The 24,522-nt window shown below is 48.1% G+C and carries 21 protein-coding genes and 1 riboswitch; of the genes, 19 read left to right on the top strand and 2 right to left on the bottom strand.

All coding sequences use genetic code 11. The features are described from left to right. Positions 1-147: 147 nt before the first annotated feature. From purE to DXC57_RS04140, 11 genes are all read left to right on the top strand, one after another. Positions 148-660, top strand: coding sequence for a 5-(carboxyamino)imidazole ribonucleotide mutase (purE, locus tag DXC57_RS04195; RefSeq protein ID WP_107000367.1), 513 nt, complete (start codon positions 148-150; stop codon positions 658-660). Between the two features lie 38 nt (positions 661-698). After that, on the top strand, positions 699-1,730 hold the full coding sequence (purM, locus tag DXC57_RS04190) for a phosphoribosylformylglycinamidine cyclo-ligase (protein ID WP_022359210.1): 1,032 nt from the start codon (positions 699-701) through the stop codon (positions 1,728-1,730). Beyond that, complete coding sequence (gene purN / locus DXC57_RS04185) at positions 1,724-2,317, top strand: phosphoribosylglycinamide formyltransferase (RefSeq protein WP_118651278.1); 594 nt, start codon at positions 1,724-1,726, stop codon at positions 2,315-2,317. Before purM ends, purN begins: the two co-directional genes overlap by 7 nt. 10 nt (positions 2,318-2,327) lie before the next feature. Next, positions 2,328-3,602, top strand: coding sequence for a phosphoribosylamine--glycine ligase (gene purD, locus DXC57_RS04180; protein WP_107000365.1), 1,275 nt, complete (start codon positions 2,328-2,330; stop codon positions 3,600-3,602). A 364-nt stretch (positions 3,603-3,966) separates the two neighbouring features. Beyond that, entirely contained in the window at positions 3,967-5,664 is a 1,698-nt protein-coding gene (locus DXC57_RS04175) for an AAA family ATPase (RefSeq protein ID WP_118467816.1), read from the top strand. A gap of 149 nt (positions 5,665-5,813) precedes the next feature. Continuing rightward, on the top strand, positions 5,814-6,950 hold the full coding sequence (locus DXC57_RS04170; RefSeq protein ID WP_118651276.1) for a hypothetical protein: 1,137 nt from the start codon (positions 5,814-5,816) through the stop codon (positions 6,948-6,950). 425 nt (positions 6,951-7,375) lie between these two features. After that, positions 7,376-7,915: a rubrerythrin gene (rbr, locus tag DXC57_RS04165; protein ID WP_118570056.1), complete on the top strand. Its 540-nt coding sequence runs from the start codon at positions 7,376-7,378 to the stop codon at positions 7,913-7,915. 546 nt (positions 7,916-8,461) lie between these two features. Then, positions 8,462-9,556, top strand: a complete 1,095-nt coding sequence (locus tag DXC57_RS04160) for an NlpC/P60 family protein (protein WP_182457199.1) — start codon at positions 8,462-8,464, stop codon at positions 9,554-9,556. Positions 9,557-9,592: 36 nt separating this feature from the next. After that, positions 9,593-10,048 carry a ribonuclease Z gene (locus DXC57_RS04155; protein WP_117796337.1) on the top strand — a complete coding sequence of 152 codons (456 nt, stop codon included), beginning with the start codon at positions 9,593-9,595 and terminating at the stop codon, positions 10,046-10,048. 165 nt (positions 10,049-10,213) lie between these two features. Continuing rightward, positions 10,214-11,302: a DNA/RNA non-specific endonuclease gene (locus DXC57_RS04150; RefSeq protein WP_118651354.1), complete on the top strand. Its 1,089-nt coding sequence runs from the start codon at positions 10,214-10,216 to the stop codon at positions 11,300-11,302. Between the two features lie 544 nt (positions 11,303-11,846). Beyond that, entirely contained in the window at positions 11,847-12,311 is a 465-nt protein-coding gene (locus DXC57_RS04140; RefSeq protein WP_022359203.1) for an Hsp20/alpha crystallin family protein, read from the top strand. A 150-nt stretch (positions 12,312-12,461) separates the two neighbouring features. On the opposite strand, the gene DXC57_RS04135 is transcribed toward DXC57_RS04140, so the two are convergent. Together DXC57_RS04135 and DXC57_RS04130 are read right to left on the bottom strand one after the other, a co-directional pair. Continuing rightward, positions 12,462-13,031, bottom strand: a complete 570-nt coding sequence (locus DXC57_RS04135; RefSeq protein WP_118651272.1) for a hypothetical protein — start codon at positions 13,029-13,031, stop codon at positions 12,462-12,464. A 218-nt stretch (positions 13,032-13,249) separates the two neighbouring features. Beyond that, the gene (locus DXC57_RS04130; RefSeq protein ID WP_243101269.1) at positions 13,250-14,500 is read right to left on the bottom strand and encodes a cell wall hydrolase; all 1,251 of its coding nucleotides are present in this window, start codon (positions 14,498-14,500) and stop codon (positions 13,250-13,252) included. Between the two features lie 403 nt (positions 14,501-14,903). On the opposite strand from DXC57_RS04130, the gene pfkB reads away from it, so the two are divergent. The 8 genes from pfkB to DXC57_RS04090 all read left to right on the top strand — a co-directional run bounded on the left by pfkB (position 14,904) and on the right by DXC57_RS04090 (position 24,325). After that, positions 14,904-15,824, top strand: coding sequence for a 1-phosphofructokinase (gene pfkB / locus DXC57_RS04125; RefSeq protein WP_118651270.1), 921 nt, complete (start codon positions 14,904-14,906; stop codon positions 15,822-15,824). Positions 15,825-15,917: 93 nt separating this feature from the next. Next, positions 15,918-17,927, top strand: coding sequence for a fructose-specific PTS transporter subunit EIIC (locus DXC57_RS04120; RefSeq protein ID WP_118651268.1), 2,010 nt, complete (start codon positions 15,918-15,920; stop codon positions 17,925-17,927). A 94-nt stretch (positions 17,928-18,021) separates the two neighbouring features. Further along, positions 18,022-18,279 (top strand): HPr family phosphocarrier protein, encoded by a 258-nt coding sequence (locus tag DXC57_RS04115; protein WP_022359198.1) that lies wholly within the window; start codon positions 18,022-18,024, stop codon positions 18,277-18,279. A gap of 80 nt (positions 18,280-18,359) precedes the next feature. Beyond that, complete coding sequence (gene ptsP, locus DXC57_RS04110) at positions 18,360-19,985, top strand: phosphoenolpyruvate--protein phosphotransferase (protein ID WP_118651348.1); 1,626 nt, start codon at positions 18,360-18,362, stop codon at positions 19,983-19,985. An 80-nt stretch (positions 19,986-20,065) separates the two neighbouring features. Further along, positions 20,066-20,812 carry a DeoR/GlpR family DNA-binding transcription regulator gene (locus DXC57_RS04105; protein WP_107000352.1) on the top strand — a complete coding sequence of 249 codons (747 nt, stop codon included), beginning with the start codon at positions 20,066-20,068 and terminating at the stop codon, positions 20,810-20,812. 348 nt (positions 20,813-21,160) lie between these two features. Next, positions 21,161-21,976 (top strand): MoxR family ATPase, encoded by an 816-nt coding sequence (locus tag DXC57_RS04100; RefSeq protein WP_022359195.1) that lies wholly within the window; start codon positions 21,161-21,163, stop codon positions 21,974-21,976. Next, on the top strand, positions 21,966-23,159 hold the full coding sequence (locus tag DXC57_RS04095) for a VWA domain-containing protein (RefSeq protein ID WP_107000351.1): 1,194 nt from the start codon (positions 21,966-21,968) through the stop codon (positions 23,157-23,159). The genes DXC57_RS04100 and DXC57_RS04095 overlap by 11 nt, the downstream gene beginning before the upstream one ends. Before the next feature lie 89 nt (positions 23,160-23,248). Continuing rightward, a riboswitch (NiCo riboswitch) is annotated at positions 23,249-23,333 on the top strand. A gap of 101 nt (positions 23,334-23,434) precedes the next feature. Further along, a complete protein-coding gene (locus DXC57_RS04090; RefSeq protein WP_022359193.1) occupies positions 23,435-24,325 on the top strand; it encodes a cation diffusion facilitator family transporter in 891 nt (296 codons plus the stop codon). Positions 24,326-24,522 lie beyond the last annotated feature (197 nt).

Below are 24,522 nucleotides of genomic sequence, written 5' to 3'. Positions count from 1 at the left end.
GGTATGACGAAATTTTGAAGGATTCTCGAAACCCTATTGACTTGCCATGAAAAACCTAGTATCATTACTAATAAGTAAAGCTGTTTTTATTCAAATAACTTATAAGCAGAACTAATAAATACAATGCAGAGAAAAGGAGAATGAACGATGGCAAAAGTAGGAATTGTAATGGGAAGCGATTCGGACATGCCGATCATGGCACAGGCAGCAGATTTTCTGGACAAGATGGGGATTGATTATGAAATGACAATCATTTCTGCACACCGTGAGCCAGACATCTTTTTTAACTATGCAAAATCCGCTGAGGAGAAAGGCTTTAAGGTTATCATTGCAGGTGCTGGCAAGGCAGCACATCTGCCGGGTATGTGCGCGGCACTGTTCCCGATGCCGGTAATCGGTATTCCGATGAAAACCTCGGATTTAGGCGGAGTTGATTCTCTGTATTCGATCGTACAGATGCCGTCCGGTATTCCGGTTGCGACGGTAGCGATCAACGGCGGTAAGAACGCGGGTATTCTGGCAGCCAAGATTCTGGCAACTTCCGATCCGGAGCTGTTAGCGAAATTAAAGGCATACTCCGAGGAGATGAAGAATGAAGTAGCCGGTAAGGATGAGAAATTACAGAAACTGGGACATAAAGAGTATCTGGCACAGAAATAAACATTAAAAATATAAACAAGGACATACGGAGGAAAACCATGGATTACAAGAATTCCGGAGTAGATATTGAGGCTGGTTATAAGTCGGTAGAACTGATGAAAGAGCATGTAAAGAAAACGATGCGTGAGGAAGTGCTGGGAGGTCTGGGCGGCTTTGCCGGTGCATTCTCCCTGGCAAAGATTAAAGAGATGGAAGATCCGGTTCTCTTATCTGGTACGGACGGCTGTGGTACCAAGGTAAAACTGGCGATCATCATGGACAAGCATGACACGATCGGTATCGACGCGGTTGCGATGTGTGTCAACGACATTGCATGTGCAGGTGGCGAGCCGCTGTTTTTCCTGGACTATATTGCCTGCGGCAAGAACTATCCGGAAAAGATCGCGGATATCGTAAAAGGCGTTGCAGAAGGCTGCTTACAGTCGGAGGCAGCTCTGATCGGCGGCGAGACAGCCGAGCATCCGGGACTGATGCCGGAGGAAGATTATGATCTGGCTGGTTTTGCTGTCGGTGTGGTTGATAAAAAAGACATGATTACCGGCGAAAACCTGAAACCGGGTGATGTACTGATCGGTATGGCATCCACCGGCGTTCACAGCAATGGTTTCTCCCTGGTCCGCAAGGTATTTGAGAAGGAACTCAACAAAGAGGGACTGGAGACCTACTATGAGGAGTTGGGAACCACGCTTGGCGAGGCACTTCTGGCACCGACCCGTATCTATGTAAAGGCGCTGAAAGCAGTGAAGAATGCAGGCGTGACTGTGAAAGCGTGCAGCCATATCACAGGCGGCGGCTTCTATGAGAATGTTCCGCGTATGCTGAAAGACGGTGTTCGCGCAGTCATCAAGAAAGACAGCTATCAGATTCCGCCGATCTTCGGTATGCTGGCGAAGAAAGGCGATATCGAGGAGCACATGATGTACAATACCTACAATATGGGTATCGGCATGGTTGTAGCAGTCGATGCGGCTGATGCAGAGCGTGCGATGGAGGCAATGAAGTCCGCTGGCGATACACCGTACATCATCGGTTCCATTGAGGCAGGAGAAAAGGGAGTAACATTATGCTAAGAGTCGTTGTAATGGTGTCTGGCGGCGGTACAAATCTGCAGGCAATCCTGGATGCGGTTGATAACGGCAAGATCACGAACGCAGAGGTTGCAGCGGTTATCAGCAACAATGAGGGCGTTTATGCGATTGAGCGCGCGAAAAACCACGGTGTCCCGGCGTTTGTTGTGACTCCGAAGGCGTATGAGACGCGAGATGCATTCGATGAGGCGCTTTTAGAGACCGTCAAGGCGTGTAAGCCGGATCTCATCGTTCTGGCTGGATTTCTTGTGAAGATTCCGGCGGCGATGATCGAGGCATACAGAAATAAAATTATCAATATCCACCCGTCCCTGATTCCGTCCTTCTGTGGCGTCGGCTATTATGGACTGAAGGTGCATGAGGCGGCACTGGCGCGCGGCGTCAAGGTGACGGGCGCGACGGTTCACTATGTGGATGAGGGAACCGATACCGGTCCGATCCTCTTCCAGAAAGCCGTAGAGGTGCAGCCGGATGATACGCCGAAGACGCTGCAGCAGCGCGTGATGGAACAGGCAGAGTGGGTACTGCTTCCGCAGGCGATCGATGCGATTGCAAACGGAAGAATATAAGGAGAAGAACATGAAAGTTTTAATCGTTGGCAGCGGCGGACGTGAGCATGCGATCGCATGGAAAGTGGCTCAGAGTCCGAAGGTAGATAAAATTTATTGTGCACCGGGCAATGCGGGAATCGCAGAGTATGCAGAGTGTGTGCCGATCAGTGCAATGGAATTTGATAAGCTGGCGGCATTTGCGAAAGAGCATGAGGTTGATCTGACCGTGATTGGCATGGACGATCCGCTGGTTGGCGGTATCGTGGATGTGTTCGAGGCACAGGGATTGCGTGTATTTGGACCGAGAAAAAATGCGGCGATTCTGGAAGGATCGAAGGCATTTTCCAAGGATCTGATGAAGAAATACAACATTCCGACCGCAGCCTATGAGACTTTTACCGATCCGCACAAGGCGCTGGAATACTTACAGACCGCTAAGATGCCGATCGTTTTGAAAGCAGATGGTCTGGCACTTGGAAAAGGTGTTCTGATCTGCAATACTTTAGAGGAAGCAGAGGCAGGCGTCAAGGAGATCATGGAGGACAAGAAGTTTGGTTCTGCCGGCAATCAGATGGTTATCGAGGAGTTTATGACAGGACGCGAGGTTTCTGTCCTTTCCTTCGTCGATGGCGATACGATCCGCATTATGACCTCCTCCCAGGATCACAAGCGGGCGCTGGACGGCGATCAGGGCTTAAATACAGGCGGTATGGGAACCTTCTCGCCAAGCCCGTTCTACACAAAAGAAGTAGACGAATTCTGCAAAAAGTACATCTATCAGCCGTCGGTTGACGCGATGAAGAAGGAAGGACGTACCTTCAAGGGCATCATTTTCTTCGGTCTGATGCTGACCGAAGATGGTCCGAAGGTGCTGGAATACAATGCGCGTTTCGGCGATCCAGAGACACAGGTTGTCCTGCCGCGCATGAAGAACGATATCGTGGAAGTCTTTGAGGCATGTATCGACGGAACCCTGGATCAGATTGAGCTTGAATTTGAGGACAATGCGGCAGTCTGTGTTGTTCTGGCGTCGGATGGTTATCCGGTGAAATATGAAAAGGGCTTCAAGATTCACGGTCTGGAGAAGTTCAAGGATGCAGACGGATACTATGTATTCCACGCGGGCACGAAGTTTGATGAGGACGGCGACATCGTGACAAACGGCGGTCGAGTGCTGGGCGTTACTGCAAAGGGCAAAGACCTGAAAGAGGCGCGCGCCAACGCATACAAGGCGACCGAGTGGATCGATTTTGCTAACAAATATATGCGCCATGATATCGGGCATGCGATTGATGAGGCGTAAGGGAAGCGGAAGCGATTGTCAATACAGAAATGTGATTCGTATTTGCGGGACTCATTGCCTTCCTTATCACGAGAAAGGTACGGAACCGCTGCATTTACGAGAAAACAGTAAAGTGCCCATATAAGAGGCGCGGAGCGGAAAACTGTAAGACCTGCCAATACTTCTATAAGAGAGGTGTGACATCGGAAGACAAGAAGGGCTTCGAGAGATTCAAAGAAGAGAAATAACGAAAAATGCCGGGTAAGACGACGATTCTTATCCGGCGTTTTTGCATATGTTTTTTTCTTTCTCTTTCTTTTTTATAAAAAATGTGAGACAATAAAAGAAAACAGAAGTTCTAAAAAAGTAAAAGCGGGAGGATTTTATGGAAAAAAAATTAAAACTTCCGGTTGGAATTGATGGATTCGAAAAGATACGTCGAAATGGTTTTTACTATATCGACAAAACAAAATTAATCGAACAGTTATTTTTAAACTGGGGTGAAGTGAATCTTTTCACACGCCCGCGCCGATTCGGAAAGACCCTCAACATGAGTATGCTGAAGAGCTTTTTTGAGATTGGAACGGATACATCACTGTTTGATGGGCTGTATGTTTCTGAGAATAAGGAACTGTGCGAGCAGCATCAGGGGCAATATCCGGTTATCTTTCTTTCTTTAAAGGACGTGGAGGGATTGAGTTTTTCAGAAGCAAAACGTAAATGTATTCAACTGATCAAACGGGAAGCTGAAAGATTTTATGATCTGAAAAACAGCGAGCGACTTCTGGATATAGATAAAAAGAATTATTGCCGACTTTTAGATATGACAGTCCAGGAAGAAGATTCCGACATTGTATCTTCTTCTATAAAGATGCTGTCGGCTCTTTTATATAAGCATTATGGTAAAAAAACAGTCATTCTCATCGATGAGTACGATGTCCCGCTGGATAAAGCATTTCAGCATGGATATTACAAAGAAATGGTTCACTTTATTCGCGGACTGTTAGGTGAAGCATTAAAAACAAACGATTCGCTTTCATTCGCAGTGCTGACCGGCTGCCTTCGTGTTTCGAAAGAAAGTATCTTTACGGGCCTCAACAATTTCAAGATCCTGTCGATCACGGATACGCGTTTTGACGAACAGTTCGGTTTTACAGATACGGAAGTACGGAAACTGCTTTTAGATTATCATCTGGAGGATCGCTTCGAAGAAGTGAAGGAGTGGTACGATGGATACAGATTCGGAAATGCAGATGTATACTGTCCATGGGATGTAATAAATTTTGTGGACCGCGCGAAGGATGACAAAGAGGCAAAGCCGGAAGCGTACTGGATCAACACAAGCGGAAATGACCTCGTAAAGCGTTTTATCGATAAAGCAAATAAAACGACGAAGAATGAAATTGAGCGCCTGATCAACGGTGAAGCCATCGAAAAGGAGCTTCGCCTGGATCTCACGTATGAAGAGGTCGATCAGAGCATCGAAAATCTCTGGAGCGTTCTTTTTACGACCGGGTATTTGACGCAGAGTGGAAGAAATGAAGACGGAGCTTATCGGCTGATTATTCCAAACCGGGAAGTACGAGAAGTCTTTCGTCTTCAGATTAACGAGTGGTTTAAAAAGTCGATCTTCAGTAACACGGAGCGTCTAACAGCATTCTGGAAGGCTTTTGAAGAAGGAGATACCGAAGGTGTCGAGCAGTATTTAAACCGCGTACTCAGTAATTCCATCAGCGTATTTGATACAAAGGCAAGGAAAGAAGAAAAAGAAAGCTCTTATCATAACCTTCTCGTCGGGATCCTTACCGGAAACGCAGACTGGCTTGTAAAGTCAAACGTTGAAGCCGGAGAAGGATTTGCGGATATCATCGTAGAAACGGACGATCCAGATGCGGGAATCGTCGCAGAACTAAAATATACAAAAAACTTTGACGATATGAAGATGACTTGTCAAAAGGCTATCGATCAGATCAGGGATCGCCGTTATCAGGAATATCTTCTGAACGATGATCGGAAGGACATTCGGCTGTATGGTATTACCTTCTGTAAGAAACGGTGCTGTGCAATCAGTGAAAAACTGTGAGATGTTGAGGTTTGTGATGATCGTGCGATCACTTTGTAATTTTCTTAAAAATACGTATCTGAAAAACAGATCACCCTTTAAACAGCTATCCTTATGTGAGATAATAAGAACATAAGAAAAATAAAAATACTCAAAAAGGAGAAATGAATATGAAGCAAAAAAGCAAGTTAATCGCATTATCCGCTGTTGTGATGTCGATGTCGATGAGCATGTCGATATTTGCGGATAATCCAGTTGGATGGAAGCAGACGAATGGCACATGGCAGTATGTAAAAGATGCTTCCGGATCCGTTTATTCAAATGGATGGCAGTGGATCGATGGCAAATGCTATTATTTCGATGCAAACGGCAATATGCTTTCCAATACATCAACTCCGGACGGATACTACGTGAATGGAGACGGACAGTGGGTATATCAGAACGTAGTACAGACAAAGGAACAGTACGATAAGGAAAAGCAGCATGGTTTTGGCGAAAAGCAGTCCGGTGGCTGGATGTGGATCGATGCAGACGGAGATGGCACACGGGAATGCTATTACTTCGACACAAACGACGGTCACATGTACGTAAGCACCACTACGCCAGATGGATACACCGTCAATGAAAAAGGTCAGTGGACAGAAAACGGCATTGTCCAGACAAAGACAAGAGCAAATACTACAAATACGCAGATTAACGAAAATGCGGATAATATTCCAGCATATGATCCGGCTGGATACCTTCCAAATGGATTAAGCAAGACCGCGTTCCTTATGGCGAACAATACGAGAGATCAGAACAAGGTCTATGGGGAAATACGGGTTGTTACACCAGATGAGTATCTTACCTACATCGCCAAAATAGAAGCCGGAGAAATTGAGCCTGGTGCACTTCGAGGAACAGGCTCTGGTTTTACTGTTTATTACAAGAATGGATTCTGCGTATATTACCCTAGAAAGGGAACAAATACGTGCAAAACAGTAGGTACGGAAAAACCGTATGGTGGTGCAGAATATTATCCAGGAACACTTATTTATAAATATTTTGATCCAACGATAGATGATCCAGACACAAAAAGAGCCATCTTTGAAGCACATGGCGCTCCAAGCACACAATATAAAAGCCAATGTGGAGGGCTTATGCCGCATTCTACATTATATTGGTCGACACCGGAAAATTACCCGGCGTTTGTAGACATAGAGGGTGGTGGATATGATTATTATGATCGGAGTTTCAATCTTGTATCCACAACAAGAGCGGATTATCAGCAAGAAATTGATATGATTCGACAGCAGTATGGATTCTAAAACAAGATTTTAAGAGGCAGGCGAAACGTCCGCCTCTTTTTTTTATCCAAATATAATCATTTAGCATATTTTAAAATACGCAAAAAACACAATTTACACAACATATAATAATTAGGATAACACCGGAAAAAGAACGGGGGCAGACAATGATAAAACAAAGAAAGAAAATAGCGGCAATGCTTGTGGCAAGTATGATTCTTGTGACGAGCCTGCCAAATACAGCAGAGGCGTTTAGTAAGTAATTGATGTTGTGGCTGGCGAACCTTTCGATGAGTCGGCTACAGCACAAGAAAAGAGCCCTTATATAATGATTGTCTGGATTTTTGAAAAAAATGCTTTTGAAAAACATATTAAAAACATTCAATCGTGCTATAATAGAAAGAAAAGATGATCTGTTTTCATGCAATTAAAAGGAGGACAATGCAATGGCTAACAAATATGCAGGAACCCAGACGGAAAAGAACCTGAGGGAGGCTTTTTCCGGCGAATCACAGGCGAGAAATAAATATACCTATTTTGCATCCAAGGCAAAAAAAGAGGGATTTGAGCAGATTTCCGCCCTTTTTTTAAAGACCGCGGACAATGAGAAAGAACACGCAAAGATGTGGTTTAAGGAATTAAACGGTCTGGGAAATACCGCAGAGAATCTGGCATCTGCTGCAGACGGAGAGAATTATGAGTGGACAGATATGTACGATGGATTTGCCAAGACGGCTGAGGAAGAAGGATTCCCGGAACTGGCAGCGAAATTCCGTATGGTAGCGGAGATTGAAAAGCACCATGAAGAGCGCTACCGTGCCCTGCTTCACAATGTGGAAGCACAGGAAGTATTTAAGAAGAGCGAAGTGAAGGTATGGGAATGCCGCAACTGCGGTCATATCGTAGTAGGAGAGAAAGCACCGGAAGTTTGTCCGGTATGCGCGCATCCGCAGGCTTATTTCGAGGTTCATGCGGAGAATTACTAAATCTGGGGACTCAATCGTGGAAGCAGATGCCTTTTGTGGGAATGTGAGACGCAAGAGGTAGTTCTGGATTTGGTATGTGATTGAGTATAAGTAATGTGAGTTAGAGTGGATATGCCATGGACGGCGAGGATCTGATGGATTTGCTGGTCAGTCAGCTGGGGCACTTTCGGAAACGACGAGACGCCAGCTGAGGGTGTTGCCGATTCCTTATTGTGTATAAAAAAGGAAGATGCATCATATAAAAGATACGAAAATTAAGCAGGCTGTTTTGGAACAGTTCATATGAGATCGTCTTTTTTATCATTCGCACCAGATGTTTCGAAGGAACAATGCCGGGTAGAACATTGGATTGACACAGGAAATGCGCCAGGAACAGTAAAAATGACGCCGGAAGAAATTGAAAATTTGAATGCACGGATTTTACGGACATCTGGAACGGAAATGCATGATTTGAAAAATGAAGCCTTTGCCAAAGAAGAGAGAGTTGTTTATGATAAATGGTGTGGAAATTTCTTATCATTTGGGATACAGGGGATAAATTGGACTGTGCGTGATGCTCAAAATTCCGTGGATAAAAATGTTCATATCAAATATGGAATCGCGATTTCACAGGGGTTGATCAAACAGTTTCCGATGGAGACTTTTTTAGCCGATGAGGAGGATCCATCCGATCCGGAGTGGGATGAGGCAGCACTTTGTCTCTGTATGGTCGGGGAACCGCTTTTGATTTTGGGTTCGGTGCAGGAGGAGAGTTATCTGTATGTTCGGAATGAATGCAGCGAGGGCTGGATATCGGCAGAGTCGGTGGCAGTCTGTCGGAACCGGGCGGAATGGCTGATGGCGGCATTTCCGATCCATCCGTTAGTAGTGACAGGGGACATGGTCTGGCTGGAAGCAAGTGCAGTCTATCCGGGAACCAGTGCGTACCGGCTTCGGATGGGGACGGTGTTGGAATTGTGCGTGGAAGAAGGAATCCCAGAGATAAAAGAAACAATAGAAACAAACAGAAAAAAAGGGACAGGAGCGGTAATAGAGACAACAGAAGCACAGGCAGAACAGAGGGTACAGAACAGACTGTCTTGGAATAATTACATCGTCTGGCTTCCATGCCGCGCCCCGGATGGCAGTTTCTTCCGGCAAAAAGGATTGATTCCGATGAGCCGGGACGTATCGGTGGGATATTTGAGCTTGACAAATGAGGAGATTATTAAACAGGCGTTCAAGTGTCTGGGAGACCGCTACGGCTGGGGCGGAATGCTGGAAAGCCGGGATTGTTCTTCCTATATCCGGGAAGTGTACCGCTGTTTTGGATGGATCCTGCCTCGCAATACGACCGGGCAGTTGCAGATGCCAGTTCGAAAAATAGAGCTGGCGGGGCGGCGCTGCTCAGAAAAAAAGCAGATTTTAAAAGTATTAGAACCGGGCACACTTCTATATTTTCCGGGACATGTGATGATGTATCTGGGATATGAGAATGGCAATTTTTATGTCATAAACGATGTGAGCAGGCTGGTAAAAGAAGGAGAAACGATGCCGGTGCGTGTACGATCGGTGATTGTCAACACGCTGGCAGTCAGGCGTCCCAATCTGCGGACCTGGATGGAGGAGCTGACGCTTGCTTTGATTCCTTGGGAAACATGAAGCGTACAGCAGATAGAAAAAGGGAGAAAAAGAGAGATGAAGATAATTGTATGTGTGGATAATCAGAACGGCATGATGTTCAATCACAGACGGCAGAGCCAGGACCGCGTGCTTAGAAAGCGTATTATGGAGCTGACAGGTGGGAAAAAACTGTGGATGAATGCATACAGCCAGAAACAGTTTTTACAGGTGAATGGAAATATGCCGAAAGAACAGGAACAATCCGGGCAACTGGGGCAATCCGGGCAGATTCAGGCAGATGAAGCGTTTTTGGAAAAGGCGGGGCCGGGAGAGTACTGTTTTGTCGAGGACAAGGATGTTGTTCCGTATGAGAGCCGGATCGAAGAAGTGATTCTTTGTCATTGGAACCGGGATTATCCGGCAGATATGTATTTTAAGATGGATCTGGGCAGCTGGAAGCTGGCAGAAACGCAGGAATATGCGGGTTCCTCGCATGAGAAAATCACAGAAGAGCGGTATGTGCGCAGGTAAAAAATATACATAAAAAGTAAGTACAATATAAAAGAGTAAGAAAAACATAAAAAACAAGTCAAATATAAAAAAGAGCCGGTTCTGCACCTGAAAATCAGGCGCCAGAACGCGCAAATCTACATGGCTCTGAAAGGGATAGGCTTAAACGGAAAGGCAGAAATTCATATGAGAAAATTGAAAATGTGGCTTCTGGGGCTGGCTGCAGCGGCGATGCTGTCTGTTTCAGCGTGCGCGCAGGAGATTCCAGAGGAAAGTCTGAATGGAAACGGAAGTGTCAGCGCGGAGGAAAATCAGGCGGAAAGTGCGGACGGAGATTCGCAGGCGGTGTCATCGTCAGAAAATGGTGGAAACCGTGTATCTTCTGCTTCGGGAACGTCATTTAATCTGGCGGATGTACCGGCATATTCCGGTCAGCCGTATGTGGCGGTCAATGGAAATGTGCCGTATTTTACCGATGCGGACCTGACGGATGTATCATTTGAGAGTTACAGTGATCTGGACAGCCTGGGGCGCTGCGGCGTGGCATATGCTTCGGTTTCGCAGGACACGATGCCGACGGAGAAGCGCGGCTCGATCGGGGAAGTCAAGCCGACGGGCTGGCATACGGCGAAGTATGACAATGTGGATGGAAAGTATCTCTATAACCGCTGTCATCTGATCGGCTACCAGCTCACGGCGGAGAATGCTAATGTCAAAAACCTGATTACCGGAACCCGCTATCTGAACGTACAGGGAATGCTGCCATTTGAAAATCTGACAGCCGATTACGTGAAAGAAACCGGAAACCATGTCATGTACCGCGTGACACCGGTTTTTGAGGGCAATAATCTGGTTGCCTCCGGCGTCCTGATGGAGGCGGAATCCGTCGAGGATCAGGGCGAGGGAGTGCTGTTCTGCGTGTACGTCTATAATGTCCAGCCGGGTATTGCGATCGATTATGCGACAGGAGAAAGCTGGGCGGACGGTTCTGGAAGTGTGGGAAGCACAGCCGGACAGGGAACGGCTGGAAATGGCAGCTGCCAGAATCAATCGGCTGGATCGGGAGCAGCTGGTTCGTCGGGAGGCGGCGCTGGATCCTCTGGAAGCAGCGCGACGGTTCAGACCTACATTCTCAATACCAACTCGAAAAAATTTCACCTTCCAAGCTGCACATCTGTCACCCATATGAAGGCGGCAAACCGGCAGGAATTTACCGGTACGCGCGATGAAGTGATTGCAGATGGATATGAACCATGTAAGAACTGCAATCCCTGATAAAACAGGGATGCAAAGTGTCTCGTTTGTGCTGTGTATGGAAAGAATCGGATGAGAACACGGTTAAGGGAGTTTCTTTGAAATAAGAATACAATTAAAGGTGCATTTTCTTCCGGAACAGATCTGCAATAATCTGGGCTGTTTCAGGTGCGCCGTAGTCGTTGGATTTGATACATAAATCGTAGTTCTTGATATTGCCCCAGTCAGTCTGCGTAAAATGTCTGCAGTGAACGGAGCGTTCATGATTTACTTTTTTGATAATTGGAGGCAGGTGCAGCGATCGATTCAGTGGTAGGTGTCACATCCTCTATTTCTTTTAGGGACTTATTTCACAGCCCTTTTCACGTAAATGTGCATGGCTCGTAGCGTTCACAAATTCTTCACAAAAAATTAGCACTCAACTCTTGACAGTGCTAATAAGAAGTGCTATAACATAGCCAGAACGAAGGAAGAGGAAGAAAAGAAAAGTTCCCAGACCGTCCCGGTTCCGAAAATGTTGGTAAATAAACATAATGAAATGAAGTTAGAAAAGGAGAGATGACTTATGTTAATGCCGAGTATTTTTGGAGAAAATTTGTTTGATGATTTCTTTAATGATTTTCCGTTTTATGATGATAACGCCGGACAGAAGATAGAGAAAAAGCTGTATGGACGCCATGGACAGAACCTGATGAAGACCGATATCAAGGAAATGGAAGATGGCTATGAGCTGGAGATGGATCTGCCGGGATTTAAGAAAGAAGAGATTTCGATTTCCCTGGAAGATGGTAATCTGACGATTCAGGCTGCGAAGGGACTGGATGAGGACGAGAAAGAGAAAAAGTCCGGTCGTTACATCCGCAGAGAGCGTTACGCAGGTTCCTGTGCGAGAAGCTTCTATGTCGGTGATGATATAACAGAGGAAGATATCAAGGCGGAATTTAAGCATGGTATTTTGAAGATTTTTGTTCCGAAGAAAGAAGCAAAACCGGAAGTCGAGCAGAAAAAATATATTGCGATTGAAGGATAATGTAGAAGAAGCAGTCAGCCGGATTGATGGATGCAGTTGTCTGGCTGTAACATAGAAAAGAGCGCTGCGGCACTCATGAAGCAGTTTTACCAGAAATGGAAAGCCGGTTTGTGAGTGTTGCGGCGCTCTTTTTCACTATTTTATCTCTGATTAGTAGTTAATAGCTGTGATACCGATAGATCCCTCTTTGTCCAGACCAAAGGTAACTGCCGTTTTACCGGATGGATCGCCTACGATGAAACCTGCCTTGGTCAGTTCGGTGGAAGAAACATCGGCTGTCTTGACTGCCTCAATCAGCGCGTCGGTAAATACCTTGTCTGCGTCGAGAGCCATAAATTCAGTTCTGTTATTTACGACAATCCCGTCATCGATGCCGATGTAGGACGGATAGACAAGCAGCTCGGCTAAATCGTTCATATTTTTATTGGCGATGATGCTTTGAAGGGATCTGGCAAAACCACGGTAAAGTTCTGTGATTTCTTTTTCGCTCAGAGTCTCGTCTTCTGCATGATCTGCATCCGTTGTCTGGGCGTTTTCTTTTTCTCCGGCAGTAGTTGTTTCGCTGGCATCGCTGCTTTCTGCTGATGTATCGTTTTCCTGTGTGGATTCAGCGGCAGTTGTTTCAGCCGTGGTTGTTTCAGACGGCTGGCTGGAGCAGGCGGTCATGCTGGCGGCTGCGATGAGAGTGGAAACCATCAAGGTATAAATTGATTTTCTCATAATTTCCTCCATTTGTAATCAATGGACTCCCGGAAGCTTTCTGTGCTTAATGTTGTGAGATGATTTGCAGGAAAGATTCCGAGAGTACCTATCAATAAGGTATGGACAGTAGGTGTCCTCTGCCTGTATGTTTTGCTGATATGATTATCATATCATAAGGCGATGGGAATGTATATGAGGTTTAATGTAATGCGTTTAAATCCGCCTTTTTTAGCCTTTTATTTTTTATAGAAACAATTCCCACCAACCACCTGATAGCTGGAGTAGCTGTCGTAGTTTGCTGATTTGGTCGAGGTAAAATAAAGGTAGTCGCCTATCTGATTCTCCCCGGCGAGCGCTGCCTTTGCCGCCTTGGTGGCAGTAGAGGACGGTCCTCTATCGAGATATTTGTCAAGCAGGCCGGAGGTCGCGCCTGGGAACTGTCCGTCCGCGTAGATGACGCTGGAGATGGATTTGCCCCATTTGCCAGATTTGACGCGGTTGACGATCAGACTTCCGACTGCCAGATAGCTTTCATAGGATCCGCCGTTGGCTTCCATCGTGAGGCAGGCGGAGAGCAGATAAACGTCGCTCTCGGAGGCGGAGATCACGTAGGATGATTTAGCGGCTGGTGCAGCCGTGCTCTTTTTCGAAGAGCTTCCAGAATTTCCAGATTTTCCCGAAGTCTGGGAGGAACCTTTAGCCGCGTTTGCTTCTGCCTGCGATTTTGCGGCTGCAATCTGGGCTTCCTCGGCGGCTCTGGATGCCTGCTCAGCTTCTTCAGCAGCCTGTCGTGCCGCCTCCAGCGCTGCCATCTCAGCCTCAATGCTGATTGCGCGTCCTGGCTTGACGCTGATTGTGACATAATCAGAAGAAACGTAACCGGAGGTGTCAACGGAAAGCTGGATTTTGACCCATCCAGATTCCTGACTCAGTACAGGATAGTAGTCTTCCGCGGCAGCCAGACCGACGATGGCAGAATCCGTGCTGGCTTCCTCACGTACATGGAGTGTCTGTGTGCTGACGGTAGCGATATAGAGACCGAGCTCTTTGGCGAGCGGCTTGATATCATCGCCAAATACAAGATAATCGTCCTTGAGCCATCCCTCCAGCCCACCGGAGCGGATTTTTGTCCAGCCATTTTTGCGTTTTAAAATGGTACCGCCGCCTCCGCGGAAGCAGGTGCCGAGTACCTTGGCATCTGTATCTGGTTTTTCTCTCAGGTTCAGCGCATCATCCACATTGGCGACCGCCAGATTTTCATACGGATCGACCGGCTTTTCTTCTTTGATTTTGGCTTTCGCCGTACTTTTAGCATCGGTGCCGGTCTGATGACTGTTTTTTAAGGTGCTGGAAGAAGCGATGGAAGGATCAGAGCCGGCTTTGTTCCTCTTATCAGAAGGTTTAGAGAGGCATAGAAATGCCAGCAGAGCCGCCCCGGCCACAATAAAAAGGATCAGGAAATAGATCGCCATCATTGTTTTATCCATTTTTTTGCGCCTGGAAGAAGCAGGTTTCAAAGGGGAATCGTTCATATCGTATATCCTTTCTGATATAAAAACATCTTGGAAATATTACAAAGATATTACAAAATTCTTCATTTACTATAGCAAATGGGGAAATCCTTGTCAACAAAGGGGGATTTTACGATTAGAAGAGGAGATGAAACTGAGTAAAAATGATGTTTTTGGAAACACTATTCCATCAGTGACAGCAATCGTTTCGCCGGAATTCACACGAAACAATCAATCAAAAACAATCATAAAAAATCAAAATTGTGCAATATAACCCAAAAAGAGGCAACATGTTTGTGAATAAGTTTGATTGATTTTGAATGAAAATGATTTTATAATACAGTCAGAATCAATCAAGATAAGAAAGGAATGAAGGCTTATGATTTATACGGTAACCTTTAATCCATCGTTAGATTATATTGTGTCAGTGAGCGATTTTAAGCTCGGACTGACCAACCGGACGGATTCGGAGCTTTTGCTTCCGGGCGGAAAGGGAATCAATGTTTCGACGGTCCTTCAAAACCTTGGAATTGCCAATACGGCGTTTGGCTTTACTGCCGGGTTTGTCGGCGAGGAGGTTCGGAAGGAAGTGGAGCAGCTGGGCGTGAAAGCCGAGTTTATTTCCCTGGATGAGGGAGTCTCCCGCATCAACCTGAAGCTGAAATCCATCGACGGGACTGAGATCAACGGTCGGGGACCGAAGATTCCGCGGGAAGCGGTGGATGCGCTGATGACCCAGCTTGACCGGCTGGGGGCGGATGATACGTTGGTGCTGGCTGGAAGTATTCCAGCGTCGATGCCGGATGATATTTATCAGAAGATTATGGAGCGCCTGGATGGCAGGGACGTCCGGATTGTTGTGGACGCGACCAAGGATCTGCTGCTCAATGTGCTGGGACACCATCCATTTTTAATCAAACCGAACAATCATGAACTGGGAGACATTTTCGGCGTGAAGCTCTCGGAGCGGGAGGAAGTTGTTCCGTATGCGAAGAAGCTGCAGGAAAAAGGTGCGGTCAACGTGCTGGTTTCGATGGCAGGCAAGGGCGCGGTTCTTCTGGCGGAGGATGGAAGCGTCTATGCGGCGGAAGCACCGAAGGGAACCTTGAAAAATGGTGTCGGAGCCGGAGATTCGATGGTAGCCGGTTTCCTGGCCGGATACGGGGAGAGCGGAGATTATGAACACGCCTTCCGCATGGGACTGGCAGCTGGAAGCGCGAGCGCCTTTTCGGAGCAGCTGGCGACGAAGGATGAGATAAAGAAAGTGTATGAGACCTGTAAAATCACAAAAATCGGATGAGGTTGTATGCAGACATTTTTGAAGCTGGCAGAATGTACTGCCGGATATGCAATGCATACCTGACATTCGGGCATAAATAGGGAGGCAACAGATATGAAGATTACTGATTTACTAGATCCGAGAAGTATATCGCTGGATGCGGCACCCACCAGCAAATCGGAGACACTGGACAAGGCGGTAGAGCTGATGGCGGCGAGCGGAAAGCTGTCGGATGTCGAGGCATTTCGCAAGCAGGTTTATGCGAGAGAAGAAGAGAGCACGACCGGTATCGGCGAGGGGATTGCAATTCCTCATGGAAAATGTGATGCGGTCAAAAAGCCGGGGCTGGCGGCGATGGTCATCAAAAATGGCGTGGATTTCGACTCCCTGGACGGCGAACCGGTCACTCTGCTGTTTCTGATTGCAGCGCCAAATACAAAAGATAACGTACATCTGGATGTGTTGAGCAAGCTTTCCGTTCTCATGATGGACGAGAATTTCTCAGATTCCCTGCGAAATGCCTCTTCGGTGGAAGACTTTCTTTCCATTATTGATAAGGCAGATGCAGAACAGGCAGGCATCGATGAGAGACTGGCGGCTGATTCCGGCGAAGAAGCGGCAGATACAAATGGAGAGAATGCCGCACAAGCAGGTGGTCAGGAGATTCAGGCGCAAAAAGCGGGTGCAGAGACGGAAAAGACAGCCGGACCGAAGATCTTAGCGGTTACTTCCTGTCCGACCGGTATCGCGCACACCTACATGGCAGCCGAAGGCCTGGAAAAAGCGGCACGCGCGAAGGGCTGGAAGATAAAAGTTGAGACGCGCGGTTCAGCCGGGGCAAAAAATGTGCTGACGGCACAGGAGATCGAGGCGGCGGACTGCATCATCGTGGCAGCGGACGCACAGGTGCCGATGGATCGGTTTGACGGAAAACGAGTGATCGAATGTCAGGTTTCGGACGGTATCAGCAAGGCACCGGAGCTTTTGGAGCGCGCGGCGTCCGGGGAGGTACCGGTTTACCACGCAGCATCATCTGGAAGCAGCAGCCCGGCAAAGGCAGCCTCTGGCGGCAAATCGGGCAGTGTCGGACACCAGATTTACACGCAGCTGATGAATGGTGTCTCCCACATGCTTCCGTTTGTAGTCGGCGGCGGCATCCTGATTGCGATTGCGTTTCTGATTGATGGTTTCAGTGTGGATATGAATGCACTTCCGCTCGACCAGCGTGTAAACTTTGGTACGATTACCCCGCTGGCGGCATGGTTTAAAAATGTCGGCGGTGTGGCATTTGGCTTTATGCTCCCGATTCTGGCTGGTTTCATCGCGATGGCGATCGGAGACCGCCCGGCGCTGGCAGTCGGTTTTGTCGGCGGCATGATTGCTTCTCAGGGAAAATCAGGTTTCCTTGGCGCCCTGGCGGCAGGTTTTATTGCCGGATATCTGATTCTGGCGCTTCGGAAAGCGTGCGAGAATCTTCCAGAGGCACTGGAAAAGATTGCTCCGGTCCTGATTTACCCGGTTGTGGGCGTCCTGCTCATCGGACTGGTTATGAGCTTCGTCGTAGAGCCGGTCATGGGCGCGATCAATATGGCGTTAAACAATGGTCTGAGCAGCATGGGTGGTTCGAGTAAGCTGATTCTTGGTTTTGTGCTGGCGGCGATGATGGCGATCGACATGGGCGGTCCATTCAACAAGGCGGCATATGTATTTGGTACGGCGGCAATCGCCTCCGGCAACTACGATGTGATGGCAGCTGTTATGATTGGCGGTATGACACCGCCGTGTGCGATTGCGCTGGCAACAATGCTGTTTAAGAAGAAATTTACAAAGGAAGAGCGTGAGGCAGGACCGACCAACTTCATCATGGGTCTGGCATTCATCACGGAGGGCGCGATTCCATTTGCAGCGTCCGATCCGGTACACGTGCTTCCAGCCTGCATCGTCGGTTCGGGTGTTGCGGGAGCGATGAGCATGTTATTTAACTGTACGCTGATGGCGCCGCATGGCGGAATCTTCGTATTCCCAGTCATGGGAAATCCGCTGTTCTACCTGCTGGCACTGGTGGTTGGCATGGCGATCTCGACGGTACTCTTAGGAGTTCTCAAGAAGAATGTAGAAGAATAGATAAATAATTTTTTTTGACGGAATGTGAATCTTTATTAGAAATTTTTTGGTCAAATCAATCAAAATAGGTTATAATGAGAAGGAGAACATCATCATGAAAGAGTTTAAATATACCATTACAGACCCGGAAGGAATCCATGCACGCCCGGCAGGTGAACTGGTAAAGGCGGCAAAACAGTTTACGAGTACGATCAAGCTGGCGAAAGATGGAAAGAGCGGCGACTGCAAAAAGATTTTCGGTATCATGGGACTGGCGGTAAAGAACGGACAGGAAGTAACCCTGACCTTTGAGGGCGAGGACGAAGAAGCAGCTTATGAGGCAGTCAGCCAGTTTATGAAGGAAAATATGTAGTTTAACAAAGATGCCGCGATGTAAGGGATTATTACATGGCGGCATTTTTTGATAATGGATCAATGGAAAGGGGAATGGTCATGCAGACGTATCGTGGAAAAAGTGTATTTGGCGGTGTCGCAGTTGGAAAAATATGTGTGTATCAGAAAGGCGAGCAGACCGTAAAACGGACAAAAATAGAGAATGCAGAGCAGGAAAAAGCGCGGTTTAATGCGGCAGTTCAGGAGTCCATCCGCCAGCTCGGCGAGTTGTATGAAAAGGCGGTAAAAGAAGTTGGCGAGGCGAATGCGGCGATTTTTGAGATTCACCAGATCATGCTGGAGGACGAGGACTATCTGGACGCGGTTCAGAATATCATCGATACGCAGAAGGTCAATGCCGAGTATGCGGTTGCGGTGACCGGTGACAATTTCGCCCAGATGTTTGCGGCGATGGAGGACGAATATATGCGCGGGCGCGCGGCGGATGTCAAAGATATTTCGGAGCGGATTGTGCGCGTTCTGTCCGGAGGCGCAGGTCAGGGCATCCATACGGACGAGCCGGTGATTATTCTGGCAGATGATTTAGCACCGTCAGAGACGGTACAGCTTGAAAAGGACAAGGTGCTATCCTTTGTGACGGTACACGGTTCCGTCAATTCCCACACGGCGATCCTGGCGCGTACAATGAGCATTCCGGCGCTGATCGGAACGGACGTGGCGCTCGATGAGACGGTAGATGGGAAATTTGCGGTTGTGGATGGTACTAACGGAGTTCTGTATGTGGAACCGGATGAGGAGACATTGGAAACAATGCGCCGCCGGCAGCGGGAGGAACAGGAGAAGAAAGAACTGCTGCAAACCCTGAAAGGGCGCGAAACAGTCACTCTGGATGGCAAGAAGATCCGCCTGTATGCGAACATTGGCAACAGCAAGGATCTGGCGTCGGTCATTCATAACGATGCGGCGGGCATCGGACTGTTCCGCAGCGAATTTTTGTATCTGGAAAAAGAAACATTTCCGACGGAGGAGGAGCAGTTCCAGGTATATAAACAGGTAGCGGAAACGATGGCGGGCAAACCGGTCATTATCCGCACGCTGGACATCGGCGCGGACAAGCAGTGCGATTATTTTGAACTGAAAAAAGAGGAAAATCCGGCGATGGGCTGCCGGGCGATCCGTATCTGCCTGACAAGACCGGAGATTTTCAAGACACAGCTTCGCGCGTTGTTTCGGGCAAGTGCCTATGGCAATCTCCAGATCATGTATCCGATGATCACAAGTGTCTGGGAGGTCGAGGCGATCGCGAAGATTGTCGAGGAGGTCAAGACGGAGCTGACCGCACAGAATCTCCAGTTTGGCGACCCGAAGCAGGGCATTATGATTGAAACCCCGGCGGCAGTCATGGTAAGCCGGGAACTGGCGAAAAAAGTGGACTTTTTCAGCATCGGAACGAACGACCTGACCCAGTATACGCTGGCAGTTGACCGTCAGAACCCGGAGCTGGATGCATTTTACGATCCGCACCATCCGGCGGTGCTGGCGATGATCCGCATGGTTGTCGAAAATGCGCACGCCGAGGGAATCTGGGCAGGTATCTGCGGCGAATTGGGCGCGGATCTGAGTTTGACAAAAGAATTCCTGAAAATGGGTGTGGATGAGCTTTCCGTATCGCCGGGGCGTGTGCTGCCGATTCGGAAGGTCATTGTCGAAAGCAGCTGCAGTTGATAAGAATATTAAGACAGAGAGAAGTGAAAAATTGAGCTAAAAAAAGTTCAACCACAGCAGAAGATGAAAGGAAAAGAGTCATGCTGACAGAAAAAAGATACGAACTGATTTTGGAACTTCTGGATAAAAAGAGGAGTGTGACAGTTCCTGAGATTAAAGAGGTGCTGGGAGTTTCGGAATCGACGATCCGGCGGGATCTGAATGCGCTTGACAAGGCGGGGCGCCTGACCAAGGTGTTTGGCGGCGCGGTGTCCTCAGACGGGACATTTACGGGAACCGAACCGTCAGTGGCACAGAAGATGGAATTGCAGCAGGAGGAGAAAAGGAGAATCGCCCAGTTTGCGGCGGGACTTATCCAGCCGGATGATTTTGTCTATCTGGACGCGGGCACGACGACCGGGTATATCTTAGACTATCTTCCGGCGCGCAGCGCCACGTTTGTGACGAATGCGGTATCACATGCCAAACGGCTGGCAGCCGCCGGAAACCGCGTAATTCTGATTGGTGGTGAGTTAAAGGGCACGACGGAGGCGGTCATCGGAAGCCAGGCGATCCTGACGATCCAGGGCTATCATTTTACAAAGGGATTTTTTGGAACCAACGGCGTCAGCAAGCGCCACGGTTTCACGACGCCGGATCCGAATGAGGCATTAGTCAAGCAAGAGGCGATGCGCCAGACAGAGCGCTGCTATGTGCTGGCGGACAGCCAGAAATTCGGCATGGTAAGTTCGGTGACGTTCGGGGTGTTTGAAGAAGCGACGATCCTCACGGAGACAGAGCCGCCGGAAGGATTTAGCGGCAGCAAGAATATCCGGGTGGCAAAGTAGAATAGTGAGCAGTAACAATCGTGTTTTTCTAATGAAATCCTAACATATATACGATTTGACAAACTATTAGAATATTGCTATATTATGATGAAAGGGTCAAAAAGTTTTTTGACACTCTGATACCAAATTCAAAAATCTTCCTGCAAGCAAGCTTGCGTCGGATTTCTGAACTTTTGGCACTGGTATCGCAAATCAATAGGGCGGCAAACGGGCAGGATTATGTATGACGATCGGGAGGAACGATGGATCCGAACCGATCGCAGTCAGCATGGATCCTGAATCGTTATGCCGCCCTTGTTAGTGTTTACAGTTATGTAAAAGGAGAACTTTCTAAAAGGAGAATTTACCATGCAGCAATTTCACGGCAGTGACGAATACATCGCTTCGGATGAACTGATCCGCAGCGTTAACATTGCGGCGGCGCTCAAAAAGCCGCTCTTAATCAAGGGAGAACCGGGCACTGGAAAGACGATGCTCGCGGAGGCGATTGCCAGATCCCTCGATATGGAACTTTTGATCTGGAATATTAAATCGACGACCCGCGCACAAGACGGTCTTTACGTGTACGATACGGTACAGCGTCTTTACGACAGCCAGTTTGGTGCGGACGGCGTTGATGATATTGCCAGATATATCCGCCTCGGAAAGATGGGAGAGGCATTTGAGAAGGAAAAGCAGACGGTTCTTTTGATCGATGAGATCGATAAAGCGGATCTGGAATTCCCGAACGACCTGCTCTGGGAACTTGACAAGATGGAATTTTACATTCCGGAGACGGGAAAGACTGTCAAAGCGAAGCACCGTCCGATTGTGATTATTACCTCCAATGCGGAGAAGGAGCTGCCGGATGCGTTCCTGCGCCGCTGTATCTTCCATTATATTGCATTCCCGGAGCAGCCGATGATGGAGAAGATCATCAAGGCACATTACCCGGATCTCGACCAGAAGCTGATCGACGGCGTGCTGGACGCCTTCTACCGGGTGCGCGATCTGCGCGGTCTGCAGAAGAAGCCGAGTACCTCCGAGGTGTTGGACTGGATTCAGGCGCTTGTGATCGGCGGCGTGCCGGTGGAGAAGCTGGAAAAGGAGATCCCGTTTGCGGGGGTACTCTTAAAAAAGACAGAGGATTTAAAGCTGGTGGAGAATAACCGATATGTTTACTGATTTTCTGTATCTACTCCGTTCTTACGGGATGAAGACGAGCCTCAATGAGTGGAACAGCCTGATGGATGCGCTGGAAATGAACCTGAACGACGCGAGCCTGACGGAGTTTTACTATATGGCGAGGGCGGTTCTGGTCAAAAAAGAGTCCGAATATGACAAATTTGACCAGGCATTTCTGGCATATTTTAAAAATGTGCAGACGTTTGAGGAACTTCCGAAGGAGGTCTTAGACTGGCTTGCCAAGGCGCACGCGCAGACGCCGTATGATAAGGATGAGGTCGATGCGCGGTTTGCGGGACTTGATCTGGACGATATCCGTAAAATGATGGCGGAACGACTGAAAGAGCAGCATGAGCAGCACCACGGCGGCAATAAGTGGATTGGAACCGGCGGTACGTCGGCATTTGGACATTCCGGTTACAGCCCGAAGGGCATCCGCGTGGGCGGACCGGGCAAAAACCGGAGCGCGCTGCAGGTGGCGGAACAGCGGAATTATCGCGATTTCCGCGACGATGCGGTCATCCAGATCCGGCAGTTTCAGGTGGCGCTCAAAAAGCTGCGTCTTTTATCTTGCCGTGAGGATGGACCGAAAACGGAACTCAATGTGGAGAAAACGATCGAGAAGACCTGTGACGAAGGTGGACGTCTGGAGCTCGTCATGGAGCGCCCGAGAAAGAACCAGACGAAGCTTCTGCTTCTGATGGATAGCGGCGGGTCGATGTGGGCATATGCGGATCTGTGCAACCGGCTGTTCCAGGCGGTCAATCAGTCGTCCCATTTTAAGGATTTGAAGATTTATTATTTCCACAACTGTTTCTACGATCAGCTGTTTACGACGCCGTCCTGCTCCTGGAGGGATAAGATCTCGACCGAGTGGGTCTTTCACAACCTGAAACCGGAATACAAGGTAATTCTGGTTGGGGATGCGTCGATGGCGCCGTCGGAACTTCTGTACCGCGGCGGCAGTCTCGACTATTTCCACAGCAACGAGCGGACAGGTATTTACTGGCTGCAGGAGATGCACCGGCGTTTTCCGTCGGCGATCTGGCTGAACCCGATGCGGGAAAATAACTGGGCATATGCCTACGGTGCGTACACGATCAGTCTGATCCGCGAGGAGATTCCGATGTTTCCGCTGACGGCGGCAGGACTTGAGGCTGGAATTAAGGAATTGAAAAAATAAATATGGAAAAAAGGGCGTTTCCCGATATTGACAACAAAGTAAATTTGTGCTATTATTCATCATAAACTCTTTGCACTGCATATCAAACTACAGTACAAACTGAGCAGACCGTGAATATCATGGGGTCGGGTCGCAGAAGCGACAGTGGAAGTTAGTTTCATCCACGGGACAGTAGTTACTCATACTGGTTCGTGGGTGTTTTTTTATACTTTTTTATGGGTTTGCAGCACCCACCTATCGTTAGTGCCATGAGATATTTTTTGGAGGTAACGAATATGAAACAGAATGATTTTCAGAAGGTGGCAAATCAAGTGTCTTTTGTAACGATAGTAGTGAACATCCTTTTGGCGTTTATGAAGCTGTTAGCCGGCGTGTTCGCACATTCGAATGCGATGATCAGTGACAGTATCCATTCGGCGTCCGATGTGTTCAGCACGATGATCGTGGTGATTGGAATTAAGCTGTCGTCCAAACAGCCGGACAAGGAGCACCCGTATGGACATGAGCGGATGGAGTGTGTGGCTGCGATTGTCCTCTCGATGGTTCTTTTTATGACAGGTCTGGGGATTGGCGTGGAGGCGCTTACGGACGTGCTCAAGGGAGAATACAGTCACCTGCAGGTTCCGGGAATGCTGGCGCTGGCAGCGGCTGTTATATCCATTGTCAGTAAAGAAGCGATGTACTGGTACACCCGATATTATGCGAAAAAGATTGATTCCAGCGCACTGATGGCAGATGCATGGCATCACCGTTCCGATGCGTTTTCCTCGATCGGTGCGCTGGTCGGAATCGTGGGCGCGAGAATGGGATTTCCGGTCATGGATCCGATCGCGAGCCTGGTTATTTTCGTCTTTATCGTGAAAGCGGCGTATGAGATTTTTAAAGATGCGATGGATAAAATGGTCGATCATTCCTGTGATGAGAAGACCGAAGAACAGCTGCGCGCCTGCGTTCTTCAGAATCCAGATGTGGCGCGGATTGACCTGCTTCAGACGCGGATCTTTGGCAATAAAATTTATGCGGACATTGAGATTGAGGTAGATGGTTCCATGCCGCTGCGGGAGGCGCACAAGATTGCCGAGGTGGTGCATAACAGCATTGAAAAGACATTTCCGAAGGTAAAACACATTATGGTGCATGTCAATCCGGAAATTGACCGGAAATAGAAAGAAGGACTGCCGCAGATTGGCATATTTCCTTTTAACAACACTTTGCAAGAATTCTCCCATCCTCTCTAGGTGGTGAGATGAATTGCCTTTTGGGAAAATCATGCAATATCTGGCATATTAAAACTGCACATATCTGTGCACATAAATGAAAACAAATATAGAAGAACAAATGTTCTGAAAAACATAGACAAACA

Origin of the sequence: Clostridium sp. TF06-15AC, assembly GCF_003481165.1 — a bacterium.
In the GTDB taxonomy this organism is placed as follows: domain Bacteria; phylum Bacillota; class Clostridia; order Lachnospirales; family Lachnospiraceae; genus Otoolea; species Otoolea fessa.
The sequence above is the reverse complement of the archived record's forward strand: the minus strand, read 5'-3'. Positions and strand labels throughout refer to the sequence as shown.

What these genes read in the sequence shown, in the direction of transcription:
- DXC57_RS04170 (WP_118651276.1), top strand. Translation starts at nt 5,814, where the DNA reads ATGAAGCAAAAAAGCAAGTTAATCGCATTATCCGCTGTTGTGATGTCG.
- DXC57_RS04130 (WP_243101269.1), bottom strand. Translation starts at nt 14,500, where the DNA reads ATGGATAAAACAATGATGGCGATCTATTTCCTGATCCTTTTTATTGTG.
- DXC57_RS04155 (WP_117796337.1), top strand. Translation starts at nt 9,593, where the DNA reads ATGAAGATAATTGTATGTGTGGATAATCAGAACGGCATGATGTTCAAT.
- purE (WP_107000367.1), top strand. Translation starts at nt 148, where the DNA reads ATGGCAAAAGTAGGAATTGTAATGGGAAGCGATTCGGACATGCCGATC.
- DXC57_RS04135 (WP_118651272.1), bottom strand. Translation starts at nt 13,031, where the DNA reads ATGAGAAAATCAATTTATACCTTGATGGTTTCCACTCTCATCGCAGCC.
- purN (WP_118651278.1), top strand. Translation starts at nt 1,724, where the DNA reads ATGCTAAGAGTCGTTGTAATGGTGTCTGGCGGCGGTACAAATCTGCAG.
- DXC57_RS04100 (WP_022359195.1), top strand. Translation starts at nt 21,161, where the DNA reads ATGCAGCAATTTCACGGCAGTGACGAATACATCGCTTCGGATGAACTG.
- DXC57_RS04175 (WP_118467816.1), top strand. Translation starts at nt 3,967, where the DNA reads ATGGAAAAAAAATTAAAACTTCCGGTTGGAATTGATGGATTCGAAAAG.
- rbr (WP_118570056.1), top strand. Translation starts at nt 7,376, where the DNA reads ATGGCTAACAAATATGCAGGAACCCAGACGGAAAAGAACCTGAGGGAG.
- DXC57_RS04115 (WP_022359198.1), top strand. Translation starts at nt 18,022, where the DNA reads ATGAAAGAGTTTAAATATACCATTACAGACCCGGAAGGAATCCATGCA.
- purM (WP_022359210.1), top strand. Translation starts at nt 699, where the DNA reads ATGGATTACAAGAATTCCGGAGTAGATATTGAGGCTGGTTATAAGTCG.
- DXC57_RS04105 (WP_107000352.1), top strand. Translation starts at nt 20,066, where the DNA reads ATGCTGACAGAAAAAAGATACGAACTGATTTTGGAACTTCTGGATAAA.
- DXC57_RS04095 (WP_107000351.1), top strand. Translation starts at nt 21,966, where the DNA reads ATGTTTACTGATTTTCTGTATCTACTCCGTTCTTACGGGATGAAGACG.
- DXC57_RS04120 (WP_118651268.1), top strand. Translation starts at nt 15,918, where the DNA reads ATGAAGATTACTGATTTACTAGATCCGAGAAGTATATCGCTGGATGCG.
- DXC57_RS04090 (WP_022359193.1), top strand. Translation starts at nt 23,435, where the DNA reads ATGAAACAGAATGATTTTCAGAAGGTGGCAAATCAAGTGTCTTTTGTA.
- ptsP (WP_118651348.1), top strand. Translation starts at nt 18,360, where the DNA reads ATGCAGACGTATCGTGGAAAAAGTGTATTTGGCGGTGTCGCAGTTGGA.
- DXC57_RS04150 (WP_118651354.1), top strand. Translation starts at nt 10,214, where the DNA reads ATGAGAAAATTGAAAATGTGGCTTCTGGGGCTGGCTGCAGCGGCGATG.
- purD (WP_107000365.1), top strand. Translation starts at nt 2,328, where the DNA reads ATGAAAGTTTTAATCGTTGGCAGCGGCGGACGTGAGCATGCGATCGCA.
- pfkB (WP_118651270.1), top strand. Translation starts at nt 14,904, where the DNA reads ATGATTTATACGGTAACCTTTAATCCATCGTTAGATTATATTGTGTCA.
- DXC57_RS04140 (WP_022359203.1), top strand. Translation starts at nt 11,847, where the DNA reads ATGTTAATGCCGAGTATTTTTGGAGAAAATTTGTTTGATGATTTCTTT.